The 21,905-nt window shown below is 38.9% G+C and carries 15 protein-coding genes and 3 pseudogenes; 9 read left to right on the top strand and 9 right to left on the bottom strand.

Translation table 11 applies throughout. The features are described from left to right. Positions 1-108: 108 nt before the first annotated feature. Entirely contained in the window at positions 109-873 is a 765-nt protein-coding gene (locus ACU5DF_RS22375; RefSeq protein WP_045101040.1) for a DeoR/GlpR family DNA-binding transcription regulator, read from the bottom strand. Positions 874-1,099: 226 nt separating this feature from the next. On the opposite strand from ACU5DF_RS22375, the gene ACU5DF_RS22370 reads away from it, so the two are divergent. From ACU5DF_RS22370 to ACU5DF_RS22355, 4 genes are all read left to right on the top strand, one after another. Continuing rightward, entirely contained in the window at positions 1,100-1,729 is a 630-nt protein-coding gene (locus ACU5DF_RS22370; protein WP_045101039.1) for a response regulator, read from the top strand. An 89-nt stretch (positions 1,730-1,818) separates the two neighbouring features. Then, positions 1,819-2,442, top strand: coding sequence for a MarC family protein (locus ACU5DF_RS22365; RefSeq protein WP_045101038.1), 624 nt, complete (start codon positions 1,819-1,821; stop codon positions 2,440-2,442). A 195-nt stretch (positions 2,443-2,637) separates the two neighbouring features. After that, the gene (locus tag ACU5DF_RS22360; RefSeq protein ID WP_045101037.1) at positions 2,638-2,904 is read left to right on the top strand and encodes a DUF4212 domain-containing protein; all 267 of its coding nucleotides are present in this window, start codon (positions 2,638-2,640) and stop codon (positions 2,902-2,904) included. 10 nt (positions 2,905-2,914) lie between these two features. Beyond that, the gene (locus ACU5DF_RS22355) at positions 2,915-4,618 is read left to right on the top strand and encodes a sodium:solute symporter family protein (RefSeq protein ID WP_446713685.1); all 1,704 of its coding nucleotides are present in this window, start codon (positions 2,915-2,917) and stop codon (positions 4,616-4,618) included. 161 nt (positions 4,619-4,779) lie between these two features. Here the strand turns inward: ACU5DF_RS22355 and ACU5DF_RS22350 are convergent, their stop codons facing one another. After that, positions 4,780-8,616, bottom strand: a complete 3,837-nt coding sequence (locus ACU5DF_RS22350; RefSeq protein WP_446713686.1) for a DEAD/DEAH box helicase — start codon at positions 8,614-8,616, stop codon at positions 4,780-4,782. A 203-nt stretch (positions 8,617-8,819) separates the two neighbouring features. On the opposite strand from ACU5DF_RS22350, the gene wecA reads away from it, so the two are divergent. Next, entirely contained in the window at positions 8,820-9,872 is a 1,053-nt protein-coding gene (wecA, locus tag ACU5DF_RS22345) for a UDP-N-acetylglucosamine--undecaprenyl-phosphate N-acetylglucosaminephosphotransferase (RefSeq protein WP_446713687.1), read from the top strand. A gap of 66 nt (positions 9,873-9,938) precedes the next feature. Here the strand turns inward: wecA and ACU5DF_RS22340 are convergent. Then, positions 9,939-10,827: pseudogene (locus ACU5DF_RS22340) on the bottom strand (elongation factor 1-alpha C-terminal domain-related protein); the annotation flags it as partial. On the opposite strand from ACU5DF_RS22340, the pseudogene ACU5DF_RS22335 reads away from it, so the two are divergent. After that, positions 10,816-10,932, top strand: a pseudogene (locus ACU5DF_RS22335) (uridine phosphorylase); the annotation flags it as partial. The pseudogenes ACU5DF_RS22340 and ACU5DF_RS22335 overlap by 12 nt on opposite strands. A gap of 331 nt (positions 10,933-11,263) precedes the next feature. On the opposite strand, the gene ACU5DF_RS22330 reads toward ACU5DF_RS22335, so the two are convergent. After that, entirely contained in the window at positions 11,264-12,415 is a 1,152-nt protein-coding gene (locus tag ACU5DF_RS22330) for a DUF1887 family protein (RefSeq protein WP_045102292.1), read from the bottom strand. Between the two features lie 243 nt (positions 12,416-12,658). Here ACU5DF_RS22330 and ACU5DF_RS22325 point away from each other — a divergent pair, with 243 nt between their 5' ends. Further along, complete coding sequence (locus ACU5DF_RS22325; RefSeq protein ID WP_045102291.1) at positions 12,659-13,132, top strand: DUF2947 domain-containing protein; 474 nt, start codon at positions 12,659-12,661, stop codon at positions 13,130-13,132. Between the two features lie 74 nt (positions 13,133-13,206). On the opposite strand, the gene ACU5DF_RS22320 is transcribed toward ACU5DF_RS22325, so the two are convergent. The 4 genes and pseudogenes from ACU5DF_RS22320 to ACU5DF_RS22305 all read right to left on the bottom strand — a co-directional run bounded on the left by ACU5DF_RS22320 (position 13,207) and on the right by ACU5DF_RS22305 (position 19,043). Then, positions 13,207-13,509 (bottom strand): hypothetical protein, encoded by a 303-nt coding sequence (locus ACU5DF_RS22320; RefSeq protein ID WP_045102290.1) that lies wholly within the window; start codon positions 13,507-13,509, stop codon positions 13,207-13,209. Positions 13,510-13,638: 129 nt separating this feature from the next. After that, positions 13,639-16,456 (bottom strand): annotated as a pseudogene (locus ACU5DF_RS22315) (Hsp70 family protein). 134 nt (positions 16,457-16,590) lie between these two features. Continuing rightward, on the bottom strand, positions 16,591-18,411 hold the full coding sequence (locus ACU5DF_RS22310; RefSeq protein ID WP_446712782.1) for an Hsp70 family protein: 1,821 nt from the start codon (positions 18,409-18,411) through the stop codon (positions 16,591-16,593). Next, entirely contained in the window at positions 18,411-19,043 is a 633-nt protein-coding gene (locus ACU5DF_RS22305) for a DUF2760 domain-containing protein (RefSeq protein WP_045102287.1), read from the bottom strand. Before ACU5DF_RS22305 ends, ACU5DF_RS22310 begins: the two co-directional genes overlap by 1 nt. Positions 19,044-19,290: 247 nt before the next feature. On the opposite strand from ACU5DF_RS22305, the gene ACU5DF_RS22300 reads away from it, so the two are divergent. Next, complete coding sequence (locus ACU5DF_RS22300) at positions 19,291-20,808, top strand: sensor domain-containing diguanylate cyclase (RefSeq protein ID WP_446712783.1); 1,518 nt, start codon at positions 19,291-19,293, stop codon at positions 20,806-20,808. A 91-nt stretch (positions 20,809-20,899) separates the two neighbouring features. Further along, positions 20,900-21,430: a 3'-5' exonuclease gene (locus ACU5DF_RS22295; protein WP_045102285.1), complete on the top strand. Its 531-nt coding sequence runs from the start codon at positions 20,900-20,902 to the stop codon at positions 21,428-21,430. A 284-nt stretch (positions 21,431-21,714) separates the two neighbouring features. On the opposite strand, the gene ACU5DF_RS22290 is transcribed toward ACU5DF_RS22295, so the two are convergent. Then, positions 21,715-21,905 (bottom strand): hypothetical protein (locus tag ACU5DF_RS22290; protein WP_446714298.1); only part of this gene is annotated, 191 nt, incomplete at its 5' end.

The raw sequence follows: 21,905 nt of genomic DNA, 5'->3' as shown, positions 1-21,905 counted from the left end.
TTATTATATTTTTAAATTCAGTTATACCAATCATTCTAATGCGATTGGTCTAGATAATGAGCTGGCAACAAAAAGCCCATTATTAATATTCTTTATTGAGGAATTAAATCACTGAGCTCTAATGACTCGTACGTTATGTGATTCAATTTTTTTCTGATGTTCTTCGCTTAAATCATTATTGGTGATCAGTACATCAATGCTATCCCATGGCAATTCAACGTTAGGGATTTTTCGGCCAATTTTTTCTGACTCCACCATTAAAATCACTTCACGAGCCACTTCAGACATCACGCGACTTAAACCCACTAATTCATTAAATGTGGTTGTTCCGCGTTCCAAATCAATCCCATCAGCACCAATGAACAGCTGATCAAAATCATAGGATCGTAATACGGATTCTGCCACTTGGCCTTGAAATGAGTCAGAATGACTGTCCCATGTTCCACCTGTCATTAATAACGTTGGCTCATTTTCAATCTCTTGCAATGCGTTGGCGACTGGCAATGAATTTGTCATCACTACTAAGCCATTTCGTTTCGATAATTGATTAATTAATGCCGCTGTTGTGCTGCCACTATCAATAATGATCCGGTTATGATCTTTAATCAGTTCAACCGCTGAAATGGCCAGAGGTAACTTTCGATTCGAAACTTCTTCACTGGTATCTTCTTGAATAATATTCGAAGGCATTAATACCGCCCCACCATATTTACGCATTAGTAAGCCATTCTTCTCTAACTCTGTTAGATCCTTACGAATAGTCACTTCTGAGATATCAAAGAGTTCGGAAAGCTCTTCAACAGTAATTTCACCCTTCTCTATTAATAAAGATAGGATCATATGACGGCGTTGTTTGGTGTTTCTCTTCGACATAAAAAACTCAATAAGTTTCGATTTGAAAGAAGTTTAGTTTCGTTTCGTTTAATTGTCTAGAGCTGGAAATTAATTCGTTTTAAATAATAAGATCTCGGGATCAGTTCTGTTTTATCGAAAACAAGAAGTGAGTTAGAGAGGCAGCGCAGACTTTAGCGTCTAAAAATTGCTCAGGAGGACGTAAGGTGTTAATTTTATTTTATAACTTATGAGGAATATTGTAGCCATGGACGACAACTACACCATTATTATCGCGGATGATCATCCCTTATTTCGCAATGCACTTTTTCAATCCATTCATATGGCACTTAGTGGCGCAAACCTACTCGAAGCCGACTCTCTTGATGCGTTACTTACTGTATTAGAAAAAGAGCCCGATCCAGATTTACTGCTATTGGATTTAAAAATGCCCGGCAGTAACGGCATGTCAGGATTAATTCATTTACGATCCCAATATCCTGATTTACCGATTGTGGTGGTCTCAGCCAGTGAAGAAGCTAGCATTGTCTCTCAAGTAAAAAGTCATGGCGCATTCGGCTTTATTCCTAAATCAAGCGACATGAAATCTCTTATTTCTGCCCTCAATCAAATTTTGGATGGTGACTCTTATTTCCCAGAAGGCTCAATTAAGAACTCAGCCGCGTGCGATGATCTCGCAACTAAAATAACCAGTCTTACTCCTCAGCAATATAAAGTGCTTGGTATGCTGTCTGATGGCTTGCTCAATAAACAAATCGCTTATGATTTAGAAGTATCAGAAGCCACGATAAAAGCACATATGACTGCAATATTTAGGAAACTAGGTGTTAAGAATCGTACTCAAGCGGTTATTTTGCTACAACAAACAGAAAGTTAACCTTGATATAACACTCTAGCCGTTAAAATAAGTTAGGTTACCTACTCATATTTTAATCCCTCTGCGTAACCTAACCTCTGGGAGAGCCCATGATAAGTATCCTCATTACTCAATTCGTTGTTCTTTGGGCAGTTATCGATCCTATCGGATCAGTGCCTGTCTATCTTTCACAAACCCAACATCTAACCGCTAAGCAACGTAAAGTAGTGGCTCTTAAAGCTGTTGCAATTGCGACTTCTGTACTGCTATTTTTTCTTATTATTGGCCAACTTCTCTTAGAAGCAATGCAAATTCCTCTACCTGCCTTTCAAGTTGCCGGTGGATTAGTACTATTAATTTTTGCGCTAACAATGATTTTTGGTGAAAGCAAGCCAGATCAAGAGCAGAAAATGAGTGAAGATATTAGCCACTCTGATCTGGCTGATTTAGCCGTTTATCCTTTAGCTATTCCATCAATAGCTTCGCCTGGCGCAATGATGGCCATCGTTATGCTAACGGATAACTCTCGCTATTCTTTTATAGATCAATCAATTACTGCCGCGGTAATGATTGTAGTTTTGGTCATTACCTTATGTTTATTACTTGGTGCAACCTTTATTCATAAAATCATTGGCAACGTTGGTGCTGCAATAATTAGTCGCGTAATGGGATTGATTTTAGCAGCGGTGGCAGTAAATAATCTTCTTATGGGTATTAAAGATTTCTACTTTTAATGATTTATAACGCCTTAGACCTTGGTATTAATTAACATAAACTCAACATAATAAATTTCCTACATACCTCACATAAAACGCTCATATTTTGGGCGTTTTTCTTTATCTGCTCGACTAAAGTTGCACTGTTTTCTTACTCACTCACTGCTAATCTCTTTTTGGTTACATTCTATTAACATCAAAAAGGAGCCGGCTATGGCGTTCGAAACAAAAGAACAAGCACAAGCCTATTGGAAGGAAAATCTAGGAATAATGGGAGGGCTACTCTTCGTCTGGTTCGCCGTCTCATTTGGCGCAGGCATTTTATTTGTAGATGCTCTGGATACGATTCAAATTGGTGGCTTTAAATTAGGCTTCTGGTTTGCACAACAAGGTTCAATTTATACCTTTGTTGCCCTGATCTTTATCTATGTGGCTCGCATGAACGCACTAGATAAAAAATACAACGTACAAGAAGACTAGAGGAATTAGCATGGATATCCAAACTTGGACGTTTATATTAGTAGGTATCACTTTCAGCCTTTATATCGGTATTGCGATATGGGCTCGCGCTGGATCAACCAGTGAATTCTATGTTGCAGGTGGTGGGGTTCACCCAATAGCCAACGGCATGGCAACCGCCGCTGACTGGATGTCGGCTGCGTCATTTATTTCAATGGCGGGTATCATTTCCTTTGTTGGTTATGATGGCGCTGTATATCTAATGGGTTGGACTGGCGGCTATGTATTATTAGCACTTTGTCTTGCCCCTTACCTGCGTAAATTTGGTAAGTTCACTGTGCCCGACTTTATCGGTGAGCGTTACTACTCACGCACTGCTCGTATGGTTGCTGTATTCTGTGCCATCTTTGTCTCTTTCACTTATGTGGCAGGGCAAATGCGTGGGGTTGGTGTTGTGTTCTCTCGATTCCTAGAAGTTGACATTAACATCGGCATCATCATTGGTATGGGGATCGTATTTTTCTATGCGGTATTAGGCGGCATGAAAGGCATCACTTATACGCAGGTAGCTCAATTCTGTGTTCTCATTTTCGCCTTCCTTGTTCCTGCTGTTTTCACCTCAATCATGATGACGGGTAATGTATTCCCTCAAGTTGGTATGGGCTCTACAGTTACCGGTTCAGAGGTATACCTACTGGATAAACTCGATGGCTTGACTACTGAGCTAGGGTTTACACCTTATACCGACGGCTCTAAGAGCATGGTTGACGTATTCTTTATCTGTGCTGCACTAATGGTAGGTACTGCGGGTCTTCCTCATGTAATTATTCGTTTTTTCACTGTACCTCGTGTTAAAGATGCACGTATCTCTGCAGGTTGGGCGTTACTGTTTATTTCATTCTTATACACAACAGCTCCTGCGGTTGCCGCGTTTGCTCGTGTAAATATGATTGAAACCATTAATGGAACCGATAACCAAGGTGTTGCAGCTGCGGATGCTCCGAGTTGGTATAAAAACTGGGAAGACACGGGTCTAGTTGGTTGGGAAGATAAAAATGGCGATGGTAAAATGTTCTACTCTGGTGATGAGCGTAATGAAATGGACATCAACCGAGATATTATCGTTCTAGCATCACCTGAACTAGCAAACTTACCAAACTGGGTTGTTGCCTTGTTGGCTGCCGGTGGCTTAGCTGCTGCATTATCAACGGCTGCAGGCTTATTACTGGTAATCTCGACTTCTATCTCTCATGATTTACTGAAAAAAGGCTTTAAGCCAAACATGACTGATAAACAAGAACTACTCGCTGCCCGCCTTGCAGCCATCGTAGCCATCATTGGGGCTGGTTATTTAGGGATAAATCCACCAGGCTTTGTTGCAGAGGTGGTTGCCTTCTCGTTCGGCTTGGCTGCGGCCTCTTTCTTCCCTGCTATTATCTTAGGTATTTTCTATAAGAAGATGAATAAGGAAGGCGCGATTGCAGGTATGGTCGCTGGGGTTACCTTTACTACGGCTTACATCGTTTACTTTAAGTTCATTAATCCTGCTGCAAGCACACCTGACAACTGGTGGTTTGGTATCAGCCCAGAAGGGATCGGTACGCTAGGTATGTGTGTGAACTTCATAGTGTCGATTGTAGTAAATAAAGTAACCGCAGAAGTACCAAAAGATGTTCAAGATCTAGTTGAGTCTATTCGTTATCCTAAAGGGGCAGGTGAAGCTCACGATCATTAATACTTAAAGCAGCATCAAGTTAACTATTCACTCGATTCAACCATCATCAAAATAAACCCTCCCCTTATTAAGGGGAGGGAACAGTATTATAGATCGCTTTACCTACAACGATCACCCCTGAACCCTTTAAGCGCAGCGCCTGAAACCTGTATTTCAAGCTCTTACCCCTCCAACAACCCTAACAGCTGCTGTGGGTCTAACGTCTTACTGCTCGAACTTGCCGACAACACTTGATCAGCCAGATCACGCTTATCATGATGCAAAGCGATGATCTTCTCTTCAATGGTATTATTAGTCACTAAACGATAAACCGTTACAGGCTTTTGTTGACCCATTCTATAGGCACGGTCACTGGCTTGATCTTCCACCGCAGGGTTCCACCAAGGATCAATGTGAATCACCGTATCAGCTTCCGTCAAGTTCAACCCTGTACCGCCGGCTTTTAAACTGATCAAAAACACTGAATTAGTGCCATCTTTAAACGCATCAATTGCCGCCTGACGCTTTTTAGTACTCAATTTTCCATCAAGATAACTGAACGAAATATTCGACTCTGTTAACTGCGCTGAAAAGCGTTGCAAAACTCCAACAAATTGACTGAACACCAATACCTTATGATCACCATCTAATGCTTCTTCTATCAAACTCTGTGCTTCAGCTAACTTGGTGCTTGTTTCCTCTTTCATCGAATCAAAAACCAAACTCGGATCACAACAGATCTGACGCAATTTGGTTAGTGCCGCAAACACCTCAACCACACCACGGCTTGATTCACTCTTTAAATTAGCTAAAGACTCTTTTCTTACCGCTTCATAAGCCGTACGTTCTTTATTTGATAACTCAACATGATGAACCACTTCTGTTTTTGCAGGTAACTCTGTTAATACTTCCGCTTTGGTACGACGCATAATAAATGGGCTCACCAAGGCTTTTAATCTCAACATATCTTGCTGTTGCTTCGCAGCTTGTGAGTATTTAGAACGGAACGATTTAAGATCACCAAGCAAACCAGGGTTTAAGAAAGAAAACAGGCTCCACAACTCAACTAAATGGTTTTCAACAGGCGTTCCCGATAAAGCAAAACGGTGCGCAGCTTGTAATCCAAACACCACTTTTGAACGCTTCGCTTGTGGGTTTTTAATCTGCTGAGCTTCATCAAGCACCGCACAATTCCACTCAATATCATTTAATGCTTCAGCTAAACGCGTCACTAAACCATAACTAAGAACCACCACATCACTTGGGCCAGCCGCTTTAATTGCCGCTAAACGATCATCACACGCTTCTAAATCAATCATCACTAAATTAGGTGTAAAACGTTCTGCTTCTTGTTGCCAATTGGTCAATACCGATTTAGGGCACACCACCAAACTTGGGCCTTGCTCACGGTAATGACTCAATAAGGTTAACCCTTGTAGCGTCTTACCTAAACCCATGTCATCAGCAAGACAAGCACCAAAACCATGTTGTGATAAATGCGCCGCCCACAGCACACTCTCTGTTTGATAATCTCGTAATGGCAGTAACAAATCAGCATCTAACTCTGGTTTTACCCGCCATTCATTAACTAATTGATCCCACGCGTCATCACTGTTGGCCGACATCGACTCGACCAATTTTTGCAACGGATACGCCATGCGTTGATCAACCAAATGATCGTCATTAACCAAGCTATCCAATAAACTCAATTGGCGACGTAACTGCTCAGAAATTAATACCGTTAATGACGAATTATCAGAACTCACGAAACCAGTACGGTGATGCGCTAATAATTGACGAAGATCCATCTCTAAATCGCCATCAATATTGACTCGACCATCAACCTCAAACCAATTCTGCTTTTGATTGATCGACATTGAAAAATTATCAACCCCAATCACCTTTACTTGCTGACTGTCCGCTTTCCAATGCAAAGCCGCACTTAAATCACCATCAATTTGAGTAATAAACTCTAATGCTGATTCACCTTTAATTTGCCAAGTAAACTCTTTGCTTTTTTCTAAACCTAGCTCTTTAACTAACAATTTGGCTTGACGCTTTTCACTAGCAAGATCACGTTGATACCAAATGCCATTAAAACCACTTTCCCACTCAGCTCCTTTACCAGGAGGCCAACTCACGCTGTTATCTTGCGAACCATATTCAATGGCGACATCCAACGACAGTCCATTCCAAGCTAGCCACAGTTGAGGCTCAGTAACACATTCACCTCGTTTGACCGTCCCTTGCTGTTCATCAGTATCAAACCAATGTACGTTATCACCCAAAACAGAAATTAACTCTGCCGTTTGAGTAGCAGGAAAATGCGGATCACGATCTCTTAACTCTTCCAAAAACTCGGTTAACTGCTCAGGCGCATCAATAAAGCGAAACACACTGCCATCAGATTTATACAACCAAGGCTGAGCACAAGTACGCTCGGAATAATAAGGGTATACCTCAAATGCCAACTCTTCACCGACTGAGTGCCACACTAATAGAGGCGTATCTCGATAAAAAGAGACTTGTTCACCATTATGATCATAAAGATTATCAGCATCACACAAGGCATGAGCAACCGGCTTAGTCACTTTTGAGCCACCACCCCATATCATACCGTCATAAGAGGCAGCAGAAAGAATTGCCGTATCACTTGGGCTCAACAGCTCTTTATGTTTATAACCAAACTTATCTAAAGCGACTTTTCGTCCCTGACTCCAACCACGCTTATTCTTAACCTGTATTTTGGCATCAACCTTCATTGCTAACGGCTCAAGTTGCCAAATTAACCGTTCTTTACTTGCAACTTGAGTATTTAATACACCATCAATACGCGTTAGCCACTGCTGCCAAGGAGAAGCGACATGAATTAATGGGGTTTCTTGATCAACCAATCTTGCTAACGCATTCTTGGCTACCTGCGCCAACGCAAAGTTCTCAGTAGACTCAAGTAATGTAGTCACCACTTGATTCTTAGCCAATGTCATTAAGCCAATCCATACATCGGTATTATCACGTAAACGATAAGCTATAATCGACTCAATCAACATTCGCCCCCATGCGATTTGGCCTTGTTTATTTCCTAACGTTTGCTTAGTTACTAAAGAAGCCAACCAACGATCAGGATTTTCAAAGTGTTGAATTAATACCTCATCACTCGCAGTAATAAAGTCAATCGATTGTTGCCAATAGGTCGCAGACAAGGGCGGCATATGATGAAGCGCCATCGTTAAATTCTCTTTTACTTTAGGTAATAAAGAAGGGTCGAGAACACTAACTAAAGCCAAGTCACATAAATGAGTAAAAGAGAGCTTTGATGATTCTAAAGGACGAAATTGGTTTCGATGAGTAAGGTAAGCACTATCAAAGTGAGGTGAATCAAATAGGTGATTACTTTTTATCTTGTTCGCAAAGCACCATTTATCAAATGAAAAATTCACATCAAATTGATTGAGATGCCAATCACCGAGTACCTCTAAAGCCACTTCAAACTCATCTTTATTGGGGCGTTCCATCATCAAGCAATACCAGTTACTCATCATGATTTGAGCAAACATGGTTTCCCACATATAGCCATTTAAATGCCAGCTACTTGAGTCTGAACACAAACTCAAAGATTGTTCGGTTAATTCTGAAAATAAAGTCAGTAACTTGCTTGAAGTAACAAACCAATCATGCCCTAGTAAGAAAGCAAATAGACCAGCATAAGGAGCCTTATCGGTGCCTGCATTAGCCCTCATCAAACTGTCTATACTCTCACTATCAACATGAGCGACAGCAATCAACCCTTTAGCAAATCCTTGAGGTGTGAAAACTATTTTACTCCCCTCTTTCTGCAATAATTTCTGTTCAATTAACTCATCTAAAGCCTGAACAACTTCATTTTCATCCAATGGCGATAGCTGCACAGCGGTTTTTTTTACGTTAGCTAGTGTATTTGATTCACAGCTCAAAACAGAAAAGATCACCATATGTTCAAATGATGTTTGTTGTGCAAAAAGTATTGGGGGAAGCGACATGGGTAAACTCACAAAATAGCCTAAGACCTTGGGAGAATAGCAGAAGGAGTGGCGCAAAAGAAAAGTAATTGACTATTTGTTTACATAATGAAATGGATTTACGCTCCTTCTAATAAACAATCAATGATATAATTATCCGCTTGCTTGAAGGGTCTTCATTGATACCTTTCTCCTTTTATTTAACGCTAACGCTGTAATTTATTATGCTATTAGATTTAAATTTTGTATTCATTTCCTCTTTAGCGTATCTCTTTATCTTACGCAAAGCTGCCCGTAAAATTGGCTTAGTTGATAAACCTAATGAGCGAAAACGGCATATAGGTCAAATTCCACTTATTGGAGGAATTTCCACCTGCTTGATAATCGTTCAATACTTGTATAATAATCCAACTTTATTGCCCCATTCTGAACTTTATATTTTTTGTATTTGTGCTCTCACTTTCATCGGTGCTATTGATGATAAATATGATATCAGCTTTAAATTTAGATTCTTAATCCAGACAATTATATCTATCTTAATGATGTACTTTACTGATACAAATCTAGAATCATTAGGTAATATGTTTGGTTTTGGAAATGTTACATTAGGACATTCTGGCTATATTATTACTGTTTTTGCCGTCATTGGCGCTATTAATGCCTTTAATATGGTAGATGGAATGGATGGCTTACTTGGGGGATTATCTAGTGTTACCTTTGGGAGTTTAGGTTTTATACTGGCATCTCATGGAGAGCAGTCATTAGCTTATTTTTGTCTTATCCTTTGTATCGCAACACTACCGTATATTTTATTTAACCTGGGGGCTTTTGGAAAAAAAAGAAAAGTGTTCATGGGGGATGCTGGCAGCATGTTAATCGGTTTTACCGTGATCTGGTTATTATTGTTATCAAGCCAAAATAACAGTCAACCACCATTACGTCCAGTAACTGCACTGTGGTTAATTGCAATCCCTTTAATGGATATGACGGCAGTAATGATTCGCCGTATAAAACAAAGAAAATCGCCTTTTAAACCTGATAAAGAACATTTACACCATATTTGCCAGCACCTAGGATTAAGCTCTTCAGCTTCATTATTTCTAATTTGTACTAGTGCTTTATTATGCGCAACGTTTGGTATTTGGGCTGAGTCTGTTGAAATATCAGAAAGCATAATGTTCTATTCATTCATCTTATTATTTGGTATTTACTATCTTTGTTTAGCTTATATTTGGCGACTAACTAGTTATATTAAGAAACTTATCGCTAAATTTTAAACACAAAAAAGCTCGCTGATATAGCGAGCTTTTTTTTGGTTCATAGTAATCTAAGTAGTGGTTTATTTAGATCTCACCACAACCCCATTCAGGAAAATGTTTACGAACATATGCATTCAATTCTTTTTCAGCAGAAGAATAAGTTCGAGAAACTAGATCCGAAGACGCTTCGCTTCGAAGAGCAGAAACCATGCCTGCACCAACAGTAACATTCGTGTGACGGTCAATAACAACAAACGCCCCTGTTTGAGGAAGGTTTTGGTATTCATCAATCGCTACTTTATCAGTTAAACTAATTGCAGCTAATGCGATTTCATTTAGCTCTAAAGAATCATACTTCTCGATGTGCTGCTCAAGTGTATTCACATCAATTTTATGTTCAAGTTGTGAAATTTTGCCCGCGCAAGATTTAGTTGCAAACTTAAAAGTATATTCTTTCTGTGTACGTAATGGGTTTTCATCCATCCACACAATATGAGCATCAAACTCACTCGTTGTCGATGGTTCATGGCCTTTATGCACTAGCATATCCACCGCGAGAAACATCAATTTCATCTTCAAGGGTAATAGTAATTGCTTGCCCTGGTTGAGCGGAATCCAACTCACCATCAAAAGTATAAATAGATTTCACTGTTGATGATTTACCAGAAGGAATGGCTGTCACTTCGTCGCCGACTTGAACAAGACCTGAGGCTAATGTACCGCAGAAACCACGGAAATCTAGATTTGGACGATTCACATATTGAACAGGGAAACGCATGTGCTCAAGATTTTTATCTTGATCAACTTTTACCGTTTCAAGCAGTTTCATTAGTGTTGCACCTGGATACCAATCCATCGCTTCACTTGGGTTCACTACGTTATCACCATTCAAGGCTGAAATAGGTACAAAACGAATATCATCAATATTAAAGCTTTTCGCCATTTCACGGTAATCAGCTTTATTGCGGGTGTAATTATCAACCGTACACAAAAAGAGACTCCAGATCACGCAACACTAAAAGAAACAGAAGCACGTTCAATTAAAGTTGTAATTGAAGCTGCTCGTAATCTTCTATAATAGAATAGTATAAACAGATATAAAAATGGCGCTGGTTCGTAATGAATCAGCGCCATTTTTGTTTAAATAAGTCTATAATACCAATTCCAGTAATTCTCTAGTCATTATTACTGGTTAAATCACATAATAGCTTCGTTAAAAATTATTTAAGTAGAATAACTACTTATCAGAATTTTTGCCTTGCTCTTAAGTGGTTTTCCTGCGTAATAAATAGACCATTTAATTAATGGCAATGGTATAAATAATGAACAATAAAAAGGCCAAATTAATGGCCTCTATCTCTTGTTAGATCAATTTCAGTATTTATCGATTATTGTAATTCGGGTGATGATTAATGACCACCAGCCGCTAAGAACCAATTTAAAAGATGCTTTTTAAGTTCACCTAACTCATCAGGACCAATAATCGCGAGCCCTAAATCTTGTGCTCGCATAATGTCATTATTACGTAAAGGGCGGAAGCTAACCAACATAGCTCGTGCTTGTAAACCACCGAGAAGATCACGTAATGACTCTAATTTATAAAGAGTATCATCGCCATCATCTCTCATACCTTTGGTCTTACATTCAATGATATGCAGCTTGTTGTTGACGATGCTGACCACATCAAGCTCGTTACGAACGTCTTTATCACCAATTTCGCGATGTACTTGAACATTCAATGAGTGATCTTGAAGCGTAGGTAAATATTGCTGAATATCAACAACGGTATTGTGAACCAGAATCTCTAACCATTCGCCGTTAGCTAAGCGTCGCGCTTCTTCGCAGTCAAAAGTTAAGGTGCCGTTTTCATAGGTAGCCAAACCAGTTTCAACTAAGTCAGTTAGCAGCATATTCAGTTCTTTGTAGCTTTGCTGTTTTTCAGTAACTTCAACATCTAAGCGTTGTTCTTTACGACATGTTGTTGCCAAGTAATTAAGTGTAGCAAGGCCCGGGCCTAACTCTAATGCGTTACTTGCCCAGCGCTGGCAGAGCTCACGTAATCGCTTATCAATATTTTCAGGTAGCTCTGTTTCGGAGAACTCACAACGAGCACCAAAAATGGCAAGGTAGTCACTTAGTTTAATATTATCTGCAACGTGTTTTTGCTTGCGACCATCTGGATATAACCAACACAATTTATCGCTGAACGGTTCGACAACAAAAATTGGCCAATGATATGAACGAAACACTTCATAGGCAGAAAGGAGGCGATGTCGAAGGCCGCAGCTTGCATTTAATTTGATATCACTAAAGTGAAGTTTCATTTCAGAAGCAAGTGCTTGTAAAGACTCTTTAATTAAATGCGTATCTACAATATTCGGGATTTCATAAAAATCTGAAGAAATACCTTTATATTTGAGGATCTTTTCCAAACGATGAAACATATCCTTTTGAGTGTCATCGCCAATAAAAATCATGTGCTCACCTTTTACGGAGAGATCAAGAAGGGGAGTGATAAGACGGACGGGGTCTTGATCTAATATGCCAACATGAGTGATCATGAAATAATCCTTGTAATGATAATTACACATAAGTGTTGCTCAAGGCATGTGTAACCAAATAATTATAATTTTAAGAGAATATTAATCCAATACCTACTTACAGAATTGGTATGGTTTTTCTATTCGATACTATTGTAATGAGGGGCTTAATGAGAAAAATCAACCCATTGTTAAATATTCTTATTTGGGCTTAATAAAAAAAGACGATAGAATGGAATCAAATGCCTTAAATACAGAAGAATTATGAGTTATTTACCTTTAGATGAATACAATCGCAAATGGATTTTTACTCATCAATCTATGCCAGTTGATGATGAAGTATTACCATTAATTAAGCCATTCACTCAGGCAAAGTCTGCTCAGGTTTGGAATGATTTTATCAGTGCGAATAGTCCAACGGCTGATCATTTTGGTTCAAAAGAATGGCCAATGAAAAAAAGTTCATGGAGTAATGAAATTGATTGGCAACATCGTTGGGATAGTGACAACGAATCATTACCAGAAGAAGTGTTAGAGTTCATTGATTGGGCTGATGAAGTCACCATCTACTTTTGTTATGAAAAATACAATGTAATTGAAACTTCTTGGGGAACATTTAAGAAGACGTGGAAAAACTTCTTATTTTATGATGATTTACCAATTTTAATAGGTAAGAAGAAATCACAAGCCTTATGGTTTAATTCTAAAGGTAAAGTGAAGTTAGGTTCAAGAAGTTAACTTTAGATAGATAAAATAACAAAAGGCTCATTGTCATTGACGATGAGCCTTTTTTGAATCATGAGTGGTAGTCTTTAAGAAGTGGCTCTTGAAATTACATACTCGGGAGCATGTATTTCGAGATAATGAGAAAAGCTATCCAGTTCTATTTTTAAATCTTCAGTGCTTGCTCTATTTAAATGGATGATAAAACGTTGAAACTCATTGATATCCAATATCTGTTTGTTGTACATAATCCATTCAATAACTAGCTCTTGAGGGGCAGGGATTAACTCACTGAACCTTTTGGCTGCATTGCGTAACTCTTGAGTGCCGAAGCGAGACCAACCAACAAAATAAAGTAACACCATAGTCGCTAAAATAACGATATGGATCATTAGAATTACCTTTAAATTGTGATGAATTCAGTATACCGAATTCATCATCTTTTTGAAGAGAATTTTTGTTAGTTTGCGTAGCTTTGACAAAAATGAGACAAAACGACTCATTTTTGTCATGTATCTACACTAATTTATTAAACGTAACCCTGCAGGTAAGGCGTCACCAAACAAGCGCTTAGAGTCTGCTTCTGTTAATGCTTGTTGGTTAGAGACGAGTTCAATCCAGCTTTGTGGTGATCGGCTCTTTTTCAGTTTATCAATGATACTCTCACGCAACTCGCCAGAAACATCTAAAGTTCTATCACCAGTAAGGCGTGCCATCATTACGGCGGCAAAACCGGCCATTGGTTGTATTTTCCAATCTTGCTCTAATAGTGTTGGTAACCATTGAGCCACTTGGGTTGCTGGTATCAAATTATGCTGACTTCCATAGAAAGGAGAACGAGAGCAAATACGACCTAAAGCCCACCAATGCACTTGAGGTTGATTTCCACTTTTAGCATGACCTAACACCCACGTTGAGATCAGAGTTTTGTCTTCGACATCTAAATGCTCTAAAGCGGCCGCTAAACGTACCATTGCTTCATAGCTTTTATTTGTCGCATCTTCTAGAGTCTTAGGGTTACGTAAAGAGCCTGGGTGTAAATACTTGGCAATATCAGCCAAAATAGTCTCTTGTTGCTCTTGGCTTAAACCACCAGAGATACGACGCCAGAATGTCCACCAATCATTCCAAGATTGCTTTGATTCAAATTGAATACCTTGTTGATAGGTTTCCCATGCTTGGCTAATTTTCCATTCGTCAGCAGGGTAGCCAAAACCAGGACGTAGTGCAAAACCAGTCATTTTTAACCAATTCTGTTCATGTTTTTCTGAACGACGGCGACGTTTTTTACTGTCTAATAATGCAGTAGCTAATTCACGAGAGGTAATTAAATCCCATGATTCACGTTTACCTATCAGTTTCTCTATGTTTTTAGAAAAAGCTTTAATGGCATTAGGATTTTGTTTACTGCCGCCATAAGCTTCTTTAATATTTTCTATCGCATTAGGAAGGCGAGGAGGTAAACTGATTTGGTCAGCTAAGTTCGTACTTTTATTCGATGCTTGGTTACGCACTTCAAATTCAACTAACCAACGCTGTGAATCGTCTTCAACGGAAACACATTCAATTTTAATTGTACCTACTTCGGTGAATTGACAAGCTAACGTGACTTCTACGCGATCTTTTTGGTTTGCATGTAACTCTTCTTTAGCTTTACTCGATTCAAGTGTAACGACATAAGGCGGTAAGCTAACAAAGCTTGGATCTGCTAATTCAGTGATCATACCTGAGGTAGCAAGTTGGTCTTTTGTCGTTGAGAGTAGGTTGAATCGAACTGGTTCGCCTAATGTTAAAGAAAAACGACGGCTTGTCATGCGGATCTCTTCACCTTCGTCACTGCCTTTTGCTAATAAACATAGACCTTGCGGCTGTTTATTTTTTTCTTCTAATTGTAGATAGAATGAACGAGCAGAGCCTCCACCAATTTTAAGCTGTGCACCATGACGAGCTTTACCATAAGCGACAGCACCGTAAGCAACCGCTAAATCAGGATGAGGGTTTGATAGTAAGGTTACGGTGTCACCTTTCCAGCAATTCATTAACTTAAGTGAGCGATCAGCCAGAAGCGGGCTATTAAATACCCCGCCATTTAATAATAAGCCAACAGGTATCGCACGATCATTATGATCCGCAAGATCAAGTTGATCCCAACCTAATGCTTTGGTAGAAACTTCTTTATGATTGTCTAAAAATTGAGCTAAGTGCTTGCTGATAGCAGGATCAGAAGCATAAGGAAGACCAAATTCAACGACGGCGGTTTGACGTTGATTAGGACGCTCATCAAAATCGGTTAGAGGTAAAAAACCTTCTAATGCAATTTCATGTACTTCTTGTTTGGTTAATTCAACTTTACGACTGCTACCGAGTAATTTAGAACCAGAACCAAGTAATGTAATATGACCAGAGTCAGGTGAATTAGCAGATAATAAACGCTCTTTGGTTTTACGAGTTTGTTGAATTAGCTTAGTTAATGCAGCAGCGGTCATTTTTTTTCCGCTATTTAAGCGTTGTTCTGCTAAATGTGCTAACGCTAAATCAATGTTGTCACCACCAAGCATTAAGTGATCACCTACACCGATACGATCAAGTGATAATTCATCTTTATCAAAACGTGCTTGGATTAAACTTAGATCGGTAGTACCACCGCCAACATCGCACACCACCATTAGTGGTACGTTTTTGAGAATGTCTTTTGCTGTATCTTGATGATGGTGATACCAGTCGTAACAAACCGCTTGTGGCTCTTCTAATAGAATAATTTTATCAAGACCAGCCAGTTTTGCTGCTTGAATAGTAAATGAGCGAGCACTTTCATCAAATGAAGCAGGAACCGTAACAACGACCTCTTGCAGTTCCATTGGAGCATCTGGATGGTGGTAATTCCAAGACTGACGAACGTGGTTCAAATAACTTGCACTAGCAACAATAGGGGAGACTTTTTCAACATCTTCTGCTCCAGCCCAAGGTAGAATATCTGAAGTGCGGTCGACTTTAGTGTGAGATAACCAGCTCTTAGCACTGACGACTTGACGGCCTTCGACTTTTGAGCCTAATTCACGCGCCCATTCGCCAATGATTGCATTCTTTATCTCGCCATCAATCGCTTTTACATTCCAAGGTAGAGTTAAATCGTTATCGCTGATCTGGCTTTGAGACGCATGGTAGCGAAACGAAGGGAGTAGAGGTTTACGAGCGACTTCACCCGGCCCAATTAATTGGTCAATATTGAAGATCTCAATTGGGCTAGTTTCAATACCAAGAGAGACATCAGTATAAGCCACAACAGTTGTGAGTAGTACCGAGATCGATACCAATTAAATAACGATTAGAATAACTCATAAAAACTCCAATGAAGCTGCAATAAAAAAGAAGGCGGCAGCGATAAAATGTAGGGGCATATAATAAAAGAGTTCAGCCCCTATAACGGTGACTGAACTCTTAAAGAAGCATATTAATGAAGATTAATAACTAAATTATGCTTCACGAACATCGAACTCTACATGCCATTTCTCACCGCTATCGGCAGCAATGGCTTCAAGATAAAGAGTACCAAGTTCAGTCACTTTAGAGGCTAAACGAACAGGAACTACTTCACCTGCAGAGCGACCGTCAGTAACAGGAAGCGTCACTTGAATTGCAGGAAGTTCTTCTAGCTCTTCTGGCATCCAGAAATCAAGGTGTGTACCCGCTTGATCATCACGACGAGTGGTAGAACCGTAGAACTTAAATTGTACAGGTTGGCCAATCACCAAACCAAATTGTTGACTAGGTACATCAGCATGAGAGCCTTCTTCCATACCAAATGGAGCAACACATAATGCTTCCATTGGTGGTTCCATTCCTGGAATCGCAGGCATAGAGCTTTCGATACCTACATAATAGCTTGATGCGATACCACCGCGGATACGAACGCCTTTACCTGTGCGAACAGAACCGTAGTAAGACGCGCCAGAAGCAACGGCTAGGTCAAGGTCTAACCCTTCAAGTAGTTTTGCATCTTCCGCTTCTGCATCAATTAACCAGTCATTAATAATACCTAGCAAACGCTCAGAAAGAAGATTTGATTTTAGAACACCACCGTTTAAAAGAATCGCAGTAGGTTTAATAAAATCAGATTCGTTTTGTTGGCCAAATACTTCGTCAGTCGCCGCTTGTTGACGAGTTAAGAAACTAGCTAGATGACGAGTTACCGCTGCATCTTGTGCATAAGGTAGACCCATTTGAGTCAGTGCGCCACGTGCAGATTGAACTGGATGCTCAGTAACAGGAACAACAGGGAAGAAACCTTCTACCAATGTTTGCTGAACTTCTTCTTGAGTTAATTCAGTTTGTAGTGTGCCACCTAACAATTTAGACCCACGGCTAGGAACCACAATAGGAACTGAGCGTAATTCAGAATCGTTTAGAAGGGCTTCTTTTGCATCACGACAAGCATGAGTCATCACCTGGATTTGCCAAGGTTGAAGTTGCTTACCTTCTTGCGCTAGCTTCATCTTTAAACGATAAGCCAGAGCCAAATCCATGTTGTCGCCGCCAAGAAGAATATGGTCACCTACCGCAACACGGTTTAGGCTCAAGTTTCCTTCTTCTTCAGTCACTGCAACTAATGATAAATCGGTAGTACCGCCACCAATATCAACCACTAAAATCACATCACCAACAGAAACTTGGTCACGCCATGAATCGCCGTTATTTTTAATCCAGCTATATACAGCAGCTTGTGGCTCTTCTAGTAACGTAAGGTTAAGGAAACCAAGATTATTTGCAGCTTCTGCTGTTAAGTCACGTGCCGCTGGATCAAATGATGCTGGTACCGTAATTGTAATGTCTTGTTCATTTAGAGGATGCTCAGGGTTTTGAGAATCCCATGCATTCTGAAGGTGTTCTAAATAACGTTTAGTCACTTCAAGAGGTGACGCTTTAATCACTTCTTCAGGACTATTTAATGGTAAAAATGCTTCTCGACGATTTACACCACCATGACATAACCAGCTTTTTGCACTTGCGATTAAACGAATAGGGGTTTTACTGCCAAGGTTACGAGCAATGTTACCCACAATCGCGTTTGGTTTTGTTGTCCAAGGAAGTGTGGTATCACCTTCTAATAGCTCCGCTTCATGTGCTTGATACATAAATGAAGGCAGCTGTGATTTTTCTTCAACTTGACCAGGAGCAGTTAGTTGAGGAATTGACATAACTTGAACACTTGCGTCTTCATTATGTAAATCAACATAAGAAAGCACACAGTGAGTTGTACCTAAATCGATACCAATGCTGAATTTAGCTTGTTCCATTACAGTTCTACCTCTGCTGGGGCAACGATTGTTGCGTCATAGCCATCTACTAACTTAGGAAGTTTAATTTCTGTCACTTTCCAACCACGATGGATTAGTGTGCCGTTAAATGGTGCTTCACCAATAACATTACCAGTTAAGCGAATTTCTGACGGATTAAAACCTGCAGGGATTGATAAACGAGATTCTTCTTCTTCAGTACGAACTGGTGCAAGTGTGAAGTATTCAGATAATACTTTTTGACCACCTTCATGAATAACACGAGCAGCTGCGCCCACTTCAGCATCAGCAAAGCCTTTAAGATCTTCTTGCATAAAGTCGATAAAACGAGCTTCTTTTTGTAGAAGAGAAAGTAACTGGAGAGCAGATTCAGGAGTAGAGGCTTTTACTTTTGGCTCTACCTCAATAATTTTTTCGATGATCTTTTCTACTTCAACCACTTTTTCGATTTCTACAATCTTCTCAACTGGTTTTTCAACGATTTTTTCTTTTTCAATTTCAACAATCTTTTCTACTTCAACCGTTTTTCCTTTTTTCATCGCAAAAAGCAATACGAATAAAGCAGAAGTACCGAATAGGACGATGTGACCTAAATCGAAGGTAGAAGGAATAGCATTTACGTCAAAATTCATAATTCATTCTCTATATTTTTGGGTGCAATGCACCAAACGTTTTTAACTAAATTGTGGTGAATTGTAGCATATTCAAGGGATAAGAGATAAAAAGAAGGCTAGAGAACCAAGATAACAGATACCGTTTGGCGCTATTTTGAACAAAATTAAATCAAATCAAGAAAATTTTACATTTATTATGGATTTGGTTTCGTTAACTTTTAATAACGATTAGAATTAAGACATATTAACTGCTTGAGGAAATAAGGTGTTTAAAAATAGTTATTTCCATGTGATTACAAGTTTTCTCTTGGCTCTTTTTTTAAGTTTGCTGTCGATGAGGTTTGTCTATCAATCTAATTTAGATAACAATCGCCATAATTTTTATAATGAAGTTGAACGACAATCAGTTTTACTTTCTCTATTAATAGAAAAAGATATCGATTTTATTGGTGCAGGAGCTAATTTTTATCAAGCAGGCTCAAAACAAGATTGGCAACAATTTCCTTTATTTGCTAATTCACTTATCTCAAGTTCGAAAAGTCTTATCTCATTACAATGGATGCAGAAAGTAGAAAAGCAAGATATTGAGCAATACGTAAAAAATGTTAAGACAATATTCCCTTCATTTTCTCTCTATACAGTCCCTAAAAATCAGCCTAAAACGTATGGTTATGTTATGAAGAATAATATGCCAATTTATGTTGCGACAGATATTTACCCAAGAGATAAGTTAAATATTCCATTACTTGGGTTCTATTCATCTCGTGAACGCTTTCAACTTGTCCTTGATGAATTTATGCAAACAGGTCGACCAAGCGTGTCTGATAAGATACGTTTACTACAAGACAGTTTAGAATCGAATGCTCCTAAAACAGGGATGTTAGTTTACCATCCAGTATTTTCTGCAGATAAAAAAAGTTTAAAAGGGGTAATGGTAGGTGTACTCCGTATTAATAGTTATTTTGAAAAATTAGTATCATCAACCTCATTAGGTGAATCTCTTGTGATCCGAATTGTTGATACCGGATTTGATGCTGAAGATGATCCTATTATGTATGAAAGTAAACGATGGGATGATTTTTCAGGGTTAACCTATATTAGCCGTATTAATATTGAAAATCGAATTTGGAAAATTGAATATAAAACCAATAATCAACTGGCAAAAAATCAGAGAGTAACGCTAGCTTGGATGTTTATAGGAGCATTAGCGATCTCAACATTAATTGCGTTATTGATCTTTATGGTAATGAGAGATAAAGGACAAATTGAAGAACAGTTAGCGATTAGGACTAAAGAATTACACTATTTGGCTATGCATGACGACTTAACTGGACTATTAAATCGCCGATCAGTAACGGACATATTTAATCAATACATAGAAAATAAAAAACCTTTTGGATTGATTTGTTTTGATGTCGATAATTTCAAACAGATTAATGATACGTATGGTCATCCTGAAGGCGATCAGGTTTTAAAGCATATTACGGCGATTACAATTCAGTTACTTGGAAGTGCATCTTCTATTGCTCGATTAGGTGGTGATGAATTTTCAATATTGCTCGAAGTAAAAAACAGAGAAGAGCTTAAACAAGTGGCAGAAGATGTTCACTTAGCGATAGCTCAATCACCAACGCTTCATTATGACATTGAGATAAAGCAAACGGTTAGTTTAGGTGCTGCTCTTTGGCGAGGAGAAAGTCGAGAGGACTTGATTAAGGCTTCTGATCAAGCATTGTATGAAAGTAAAATGAAAGGCAGAAACCAAGTTACTATATGTGAGTGATTTTTCAGCAAACAATTAGCGATAGTATCGCGCTATGCGCTTTGATTAGGTAGAATAACGCTCCCATTTTATTTGAGTAGCAAGGATCTCCATGAACTTTAATCGTATCGTCTGTTTTGATTTGGAAATGTGCTGTTGGAGTGTCGACGGCAAAGGAACAACAGGGGAGATCATTGAAGTAGGATTAGCTGAACTTGATTTGCAGGTTGGTGAAGTAGTTAGGCGCGCTCAATATTATGTAAAACCTGAAGAAGATGAAATTTCGCTCTTTTGTGTTGAGCTGACAGGAATTACTCCACGTAAGATTGAAAAGCAAGGTCGACCGTTAGAAGGTGTTTTAAAATCGATGATTAAAAACTTCGGAGGCACAAATAAAATTTATGCTGCTTGGGGTCACGATGAGCTGATTTTAAAAAAAGAATGTGAAGCAAAAGGTATTGAGTTTCCATTTGTTGAATTTATCAACTTAGCAACGTTATATCGCATTAAGTCACGGAAGAAAAATGATCGAATGGGTCAACGTAAAGCGATGGAAGAGTTAAATATTGAGTGGGAAGGAAGACAGCACTCAGGTTATGTTGATGCATATAACTTGGCACAATTAGCTTTAAAAATATTATAAGACTTATACTAATAAGAAACGAAAAATATAAAAAAGGAGCTAATTCAGCTCCTTTTTCTGTTTCTCGATTTAATTGAGATTATTTATTGTCGCGTTTATATAATTCAACAAATGCACGTTGATAAGCAGATGCGATTTTAGTTAGAATATTTTTAGCCATAGCGTCACCTTTATACTTTTTTTAATAAATATCTTGTCTCTATGGCGCGAATTATAGATATTTTAAAAAGTAATAACAGCGAGTAAAATTAATTTATTGCATTAGTTTTTCTAATGATTTATACCTATAATCGATAGGTTCTAATTAGCTCTTTTTGTTGTGAAGCAATGCCTGCGACCTCTATTGTTGATTCTACAAAAGCATGAAGCTGTAGTTCAATGTCATGGCCGTGTTGATTAATTTGGTTGATGTTATTACTGACTTCAGTGGCAGCTTGCGCTTGCTCTTCAGTTGCAATAGATACTTGTGAAATTC

The organism is Aliivibrio wodanis (assembly GCF_052920805.1).
The sequence above is the reverse complement of the archived record's forward strand: the minus strand, read 5'-3'. Positions and strand labels throughout refer to the sequence as shown.

Bases quoted from the DNA above. Each gene is read 5' to 3' on its own strand.
- ACU5DF_RS22375 (WP_045101040.1), bottom strand. From the start codon at position 873: ATGTCGAAGAGAAACACCAAACAACGCCGTCATATGATCCTATCTTTA.
- ACU5DF_RS22370 (WP_045101039.1), top strand. From the start codon at position 1,100: ATGGACGACAACTACACCATTATTATCGCGGATGATCATCCCTTATTT.
- ACU5DF_RS22365 (WP_045101038.1), top strand. From the start codon at position 1,819: ATGATAAGTATCCTCATTACTCAATTCGTTGTTCTTTGGGCAGTTATC.
- ACU5DF_RS22360 (WP_045101037.1), top strand. From the start codon at position 2,638: ATGGCGTTCGAAACAAAAGAACAAGCACAAGCCTATTGGAAGGAAAAT.
- ACU5DF_RS22355 (WP_446713685.1), top strand. From the start codon at position 2,915: ATGGATATCCAAACTTGGACGTTTATATTAGTAGGTATCACTTTCAGC.
- ACU5DF_RS22350 (WP_446713686.1), bottom strand. From the start codon at position 8,616: ATGTCGCTTCCCCCAATACTTTTTGCACAACAAACATCATTTGAACAT.
- wecA (WP_446713687.1), top strand. From the start codon at position 8,820: ATGCTATTAGATTTAAATTTTGTATTCATTTCCTCTTTAGCGTATCTC.
- ACU5DF_RS22330 (WP_045102292.1), bottom strand. From the start codon at position 12,415: ATGATCACTCATGTTGGCATATTAGATCAAGACCCCGTCCGTCTTATC.
- ACU5DF_RS22325 (WP_045102291.1), top strand. From the start codon at position 12,659: ATGAGTTATTTACCTTTAGATGAATACAATCGCAAATGGATTTTTACT.
- ACU5DF_RS22320 (WP_045102290.1), bottom strand. From the start codon at position 13,509: ATGATCCATATCGTTATTTTAGCGACTATGGTGTTACTTTATTTTGTT.
- ACU5DF_RS22310 (WP_446712782.1), bottom strand. From the start codon at position 18,411: ATGGAACAAGCTAAATTCAGCATTGGTATCGATTTAGGTACAACTCAC.
- ACU5DF_RS22305 (WP_045102287.1), bottom strand. From the start codon at position 19,043: ATGAATTTTGACGTAAATGCTATTCCTTCTACCTTCGATTTAGGTCAC.
- ACU5DF_RS22295 (WP_045102285.1), top strand. From the start codon at position 20,900: ATGAACTTTAATCGTATCGTCTGTTTTGATTTGGAAATGTGCTGTTGG.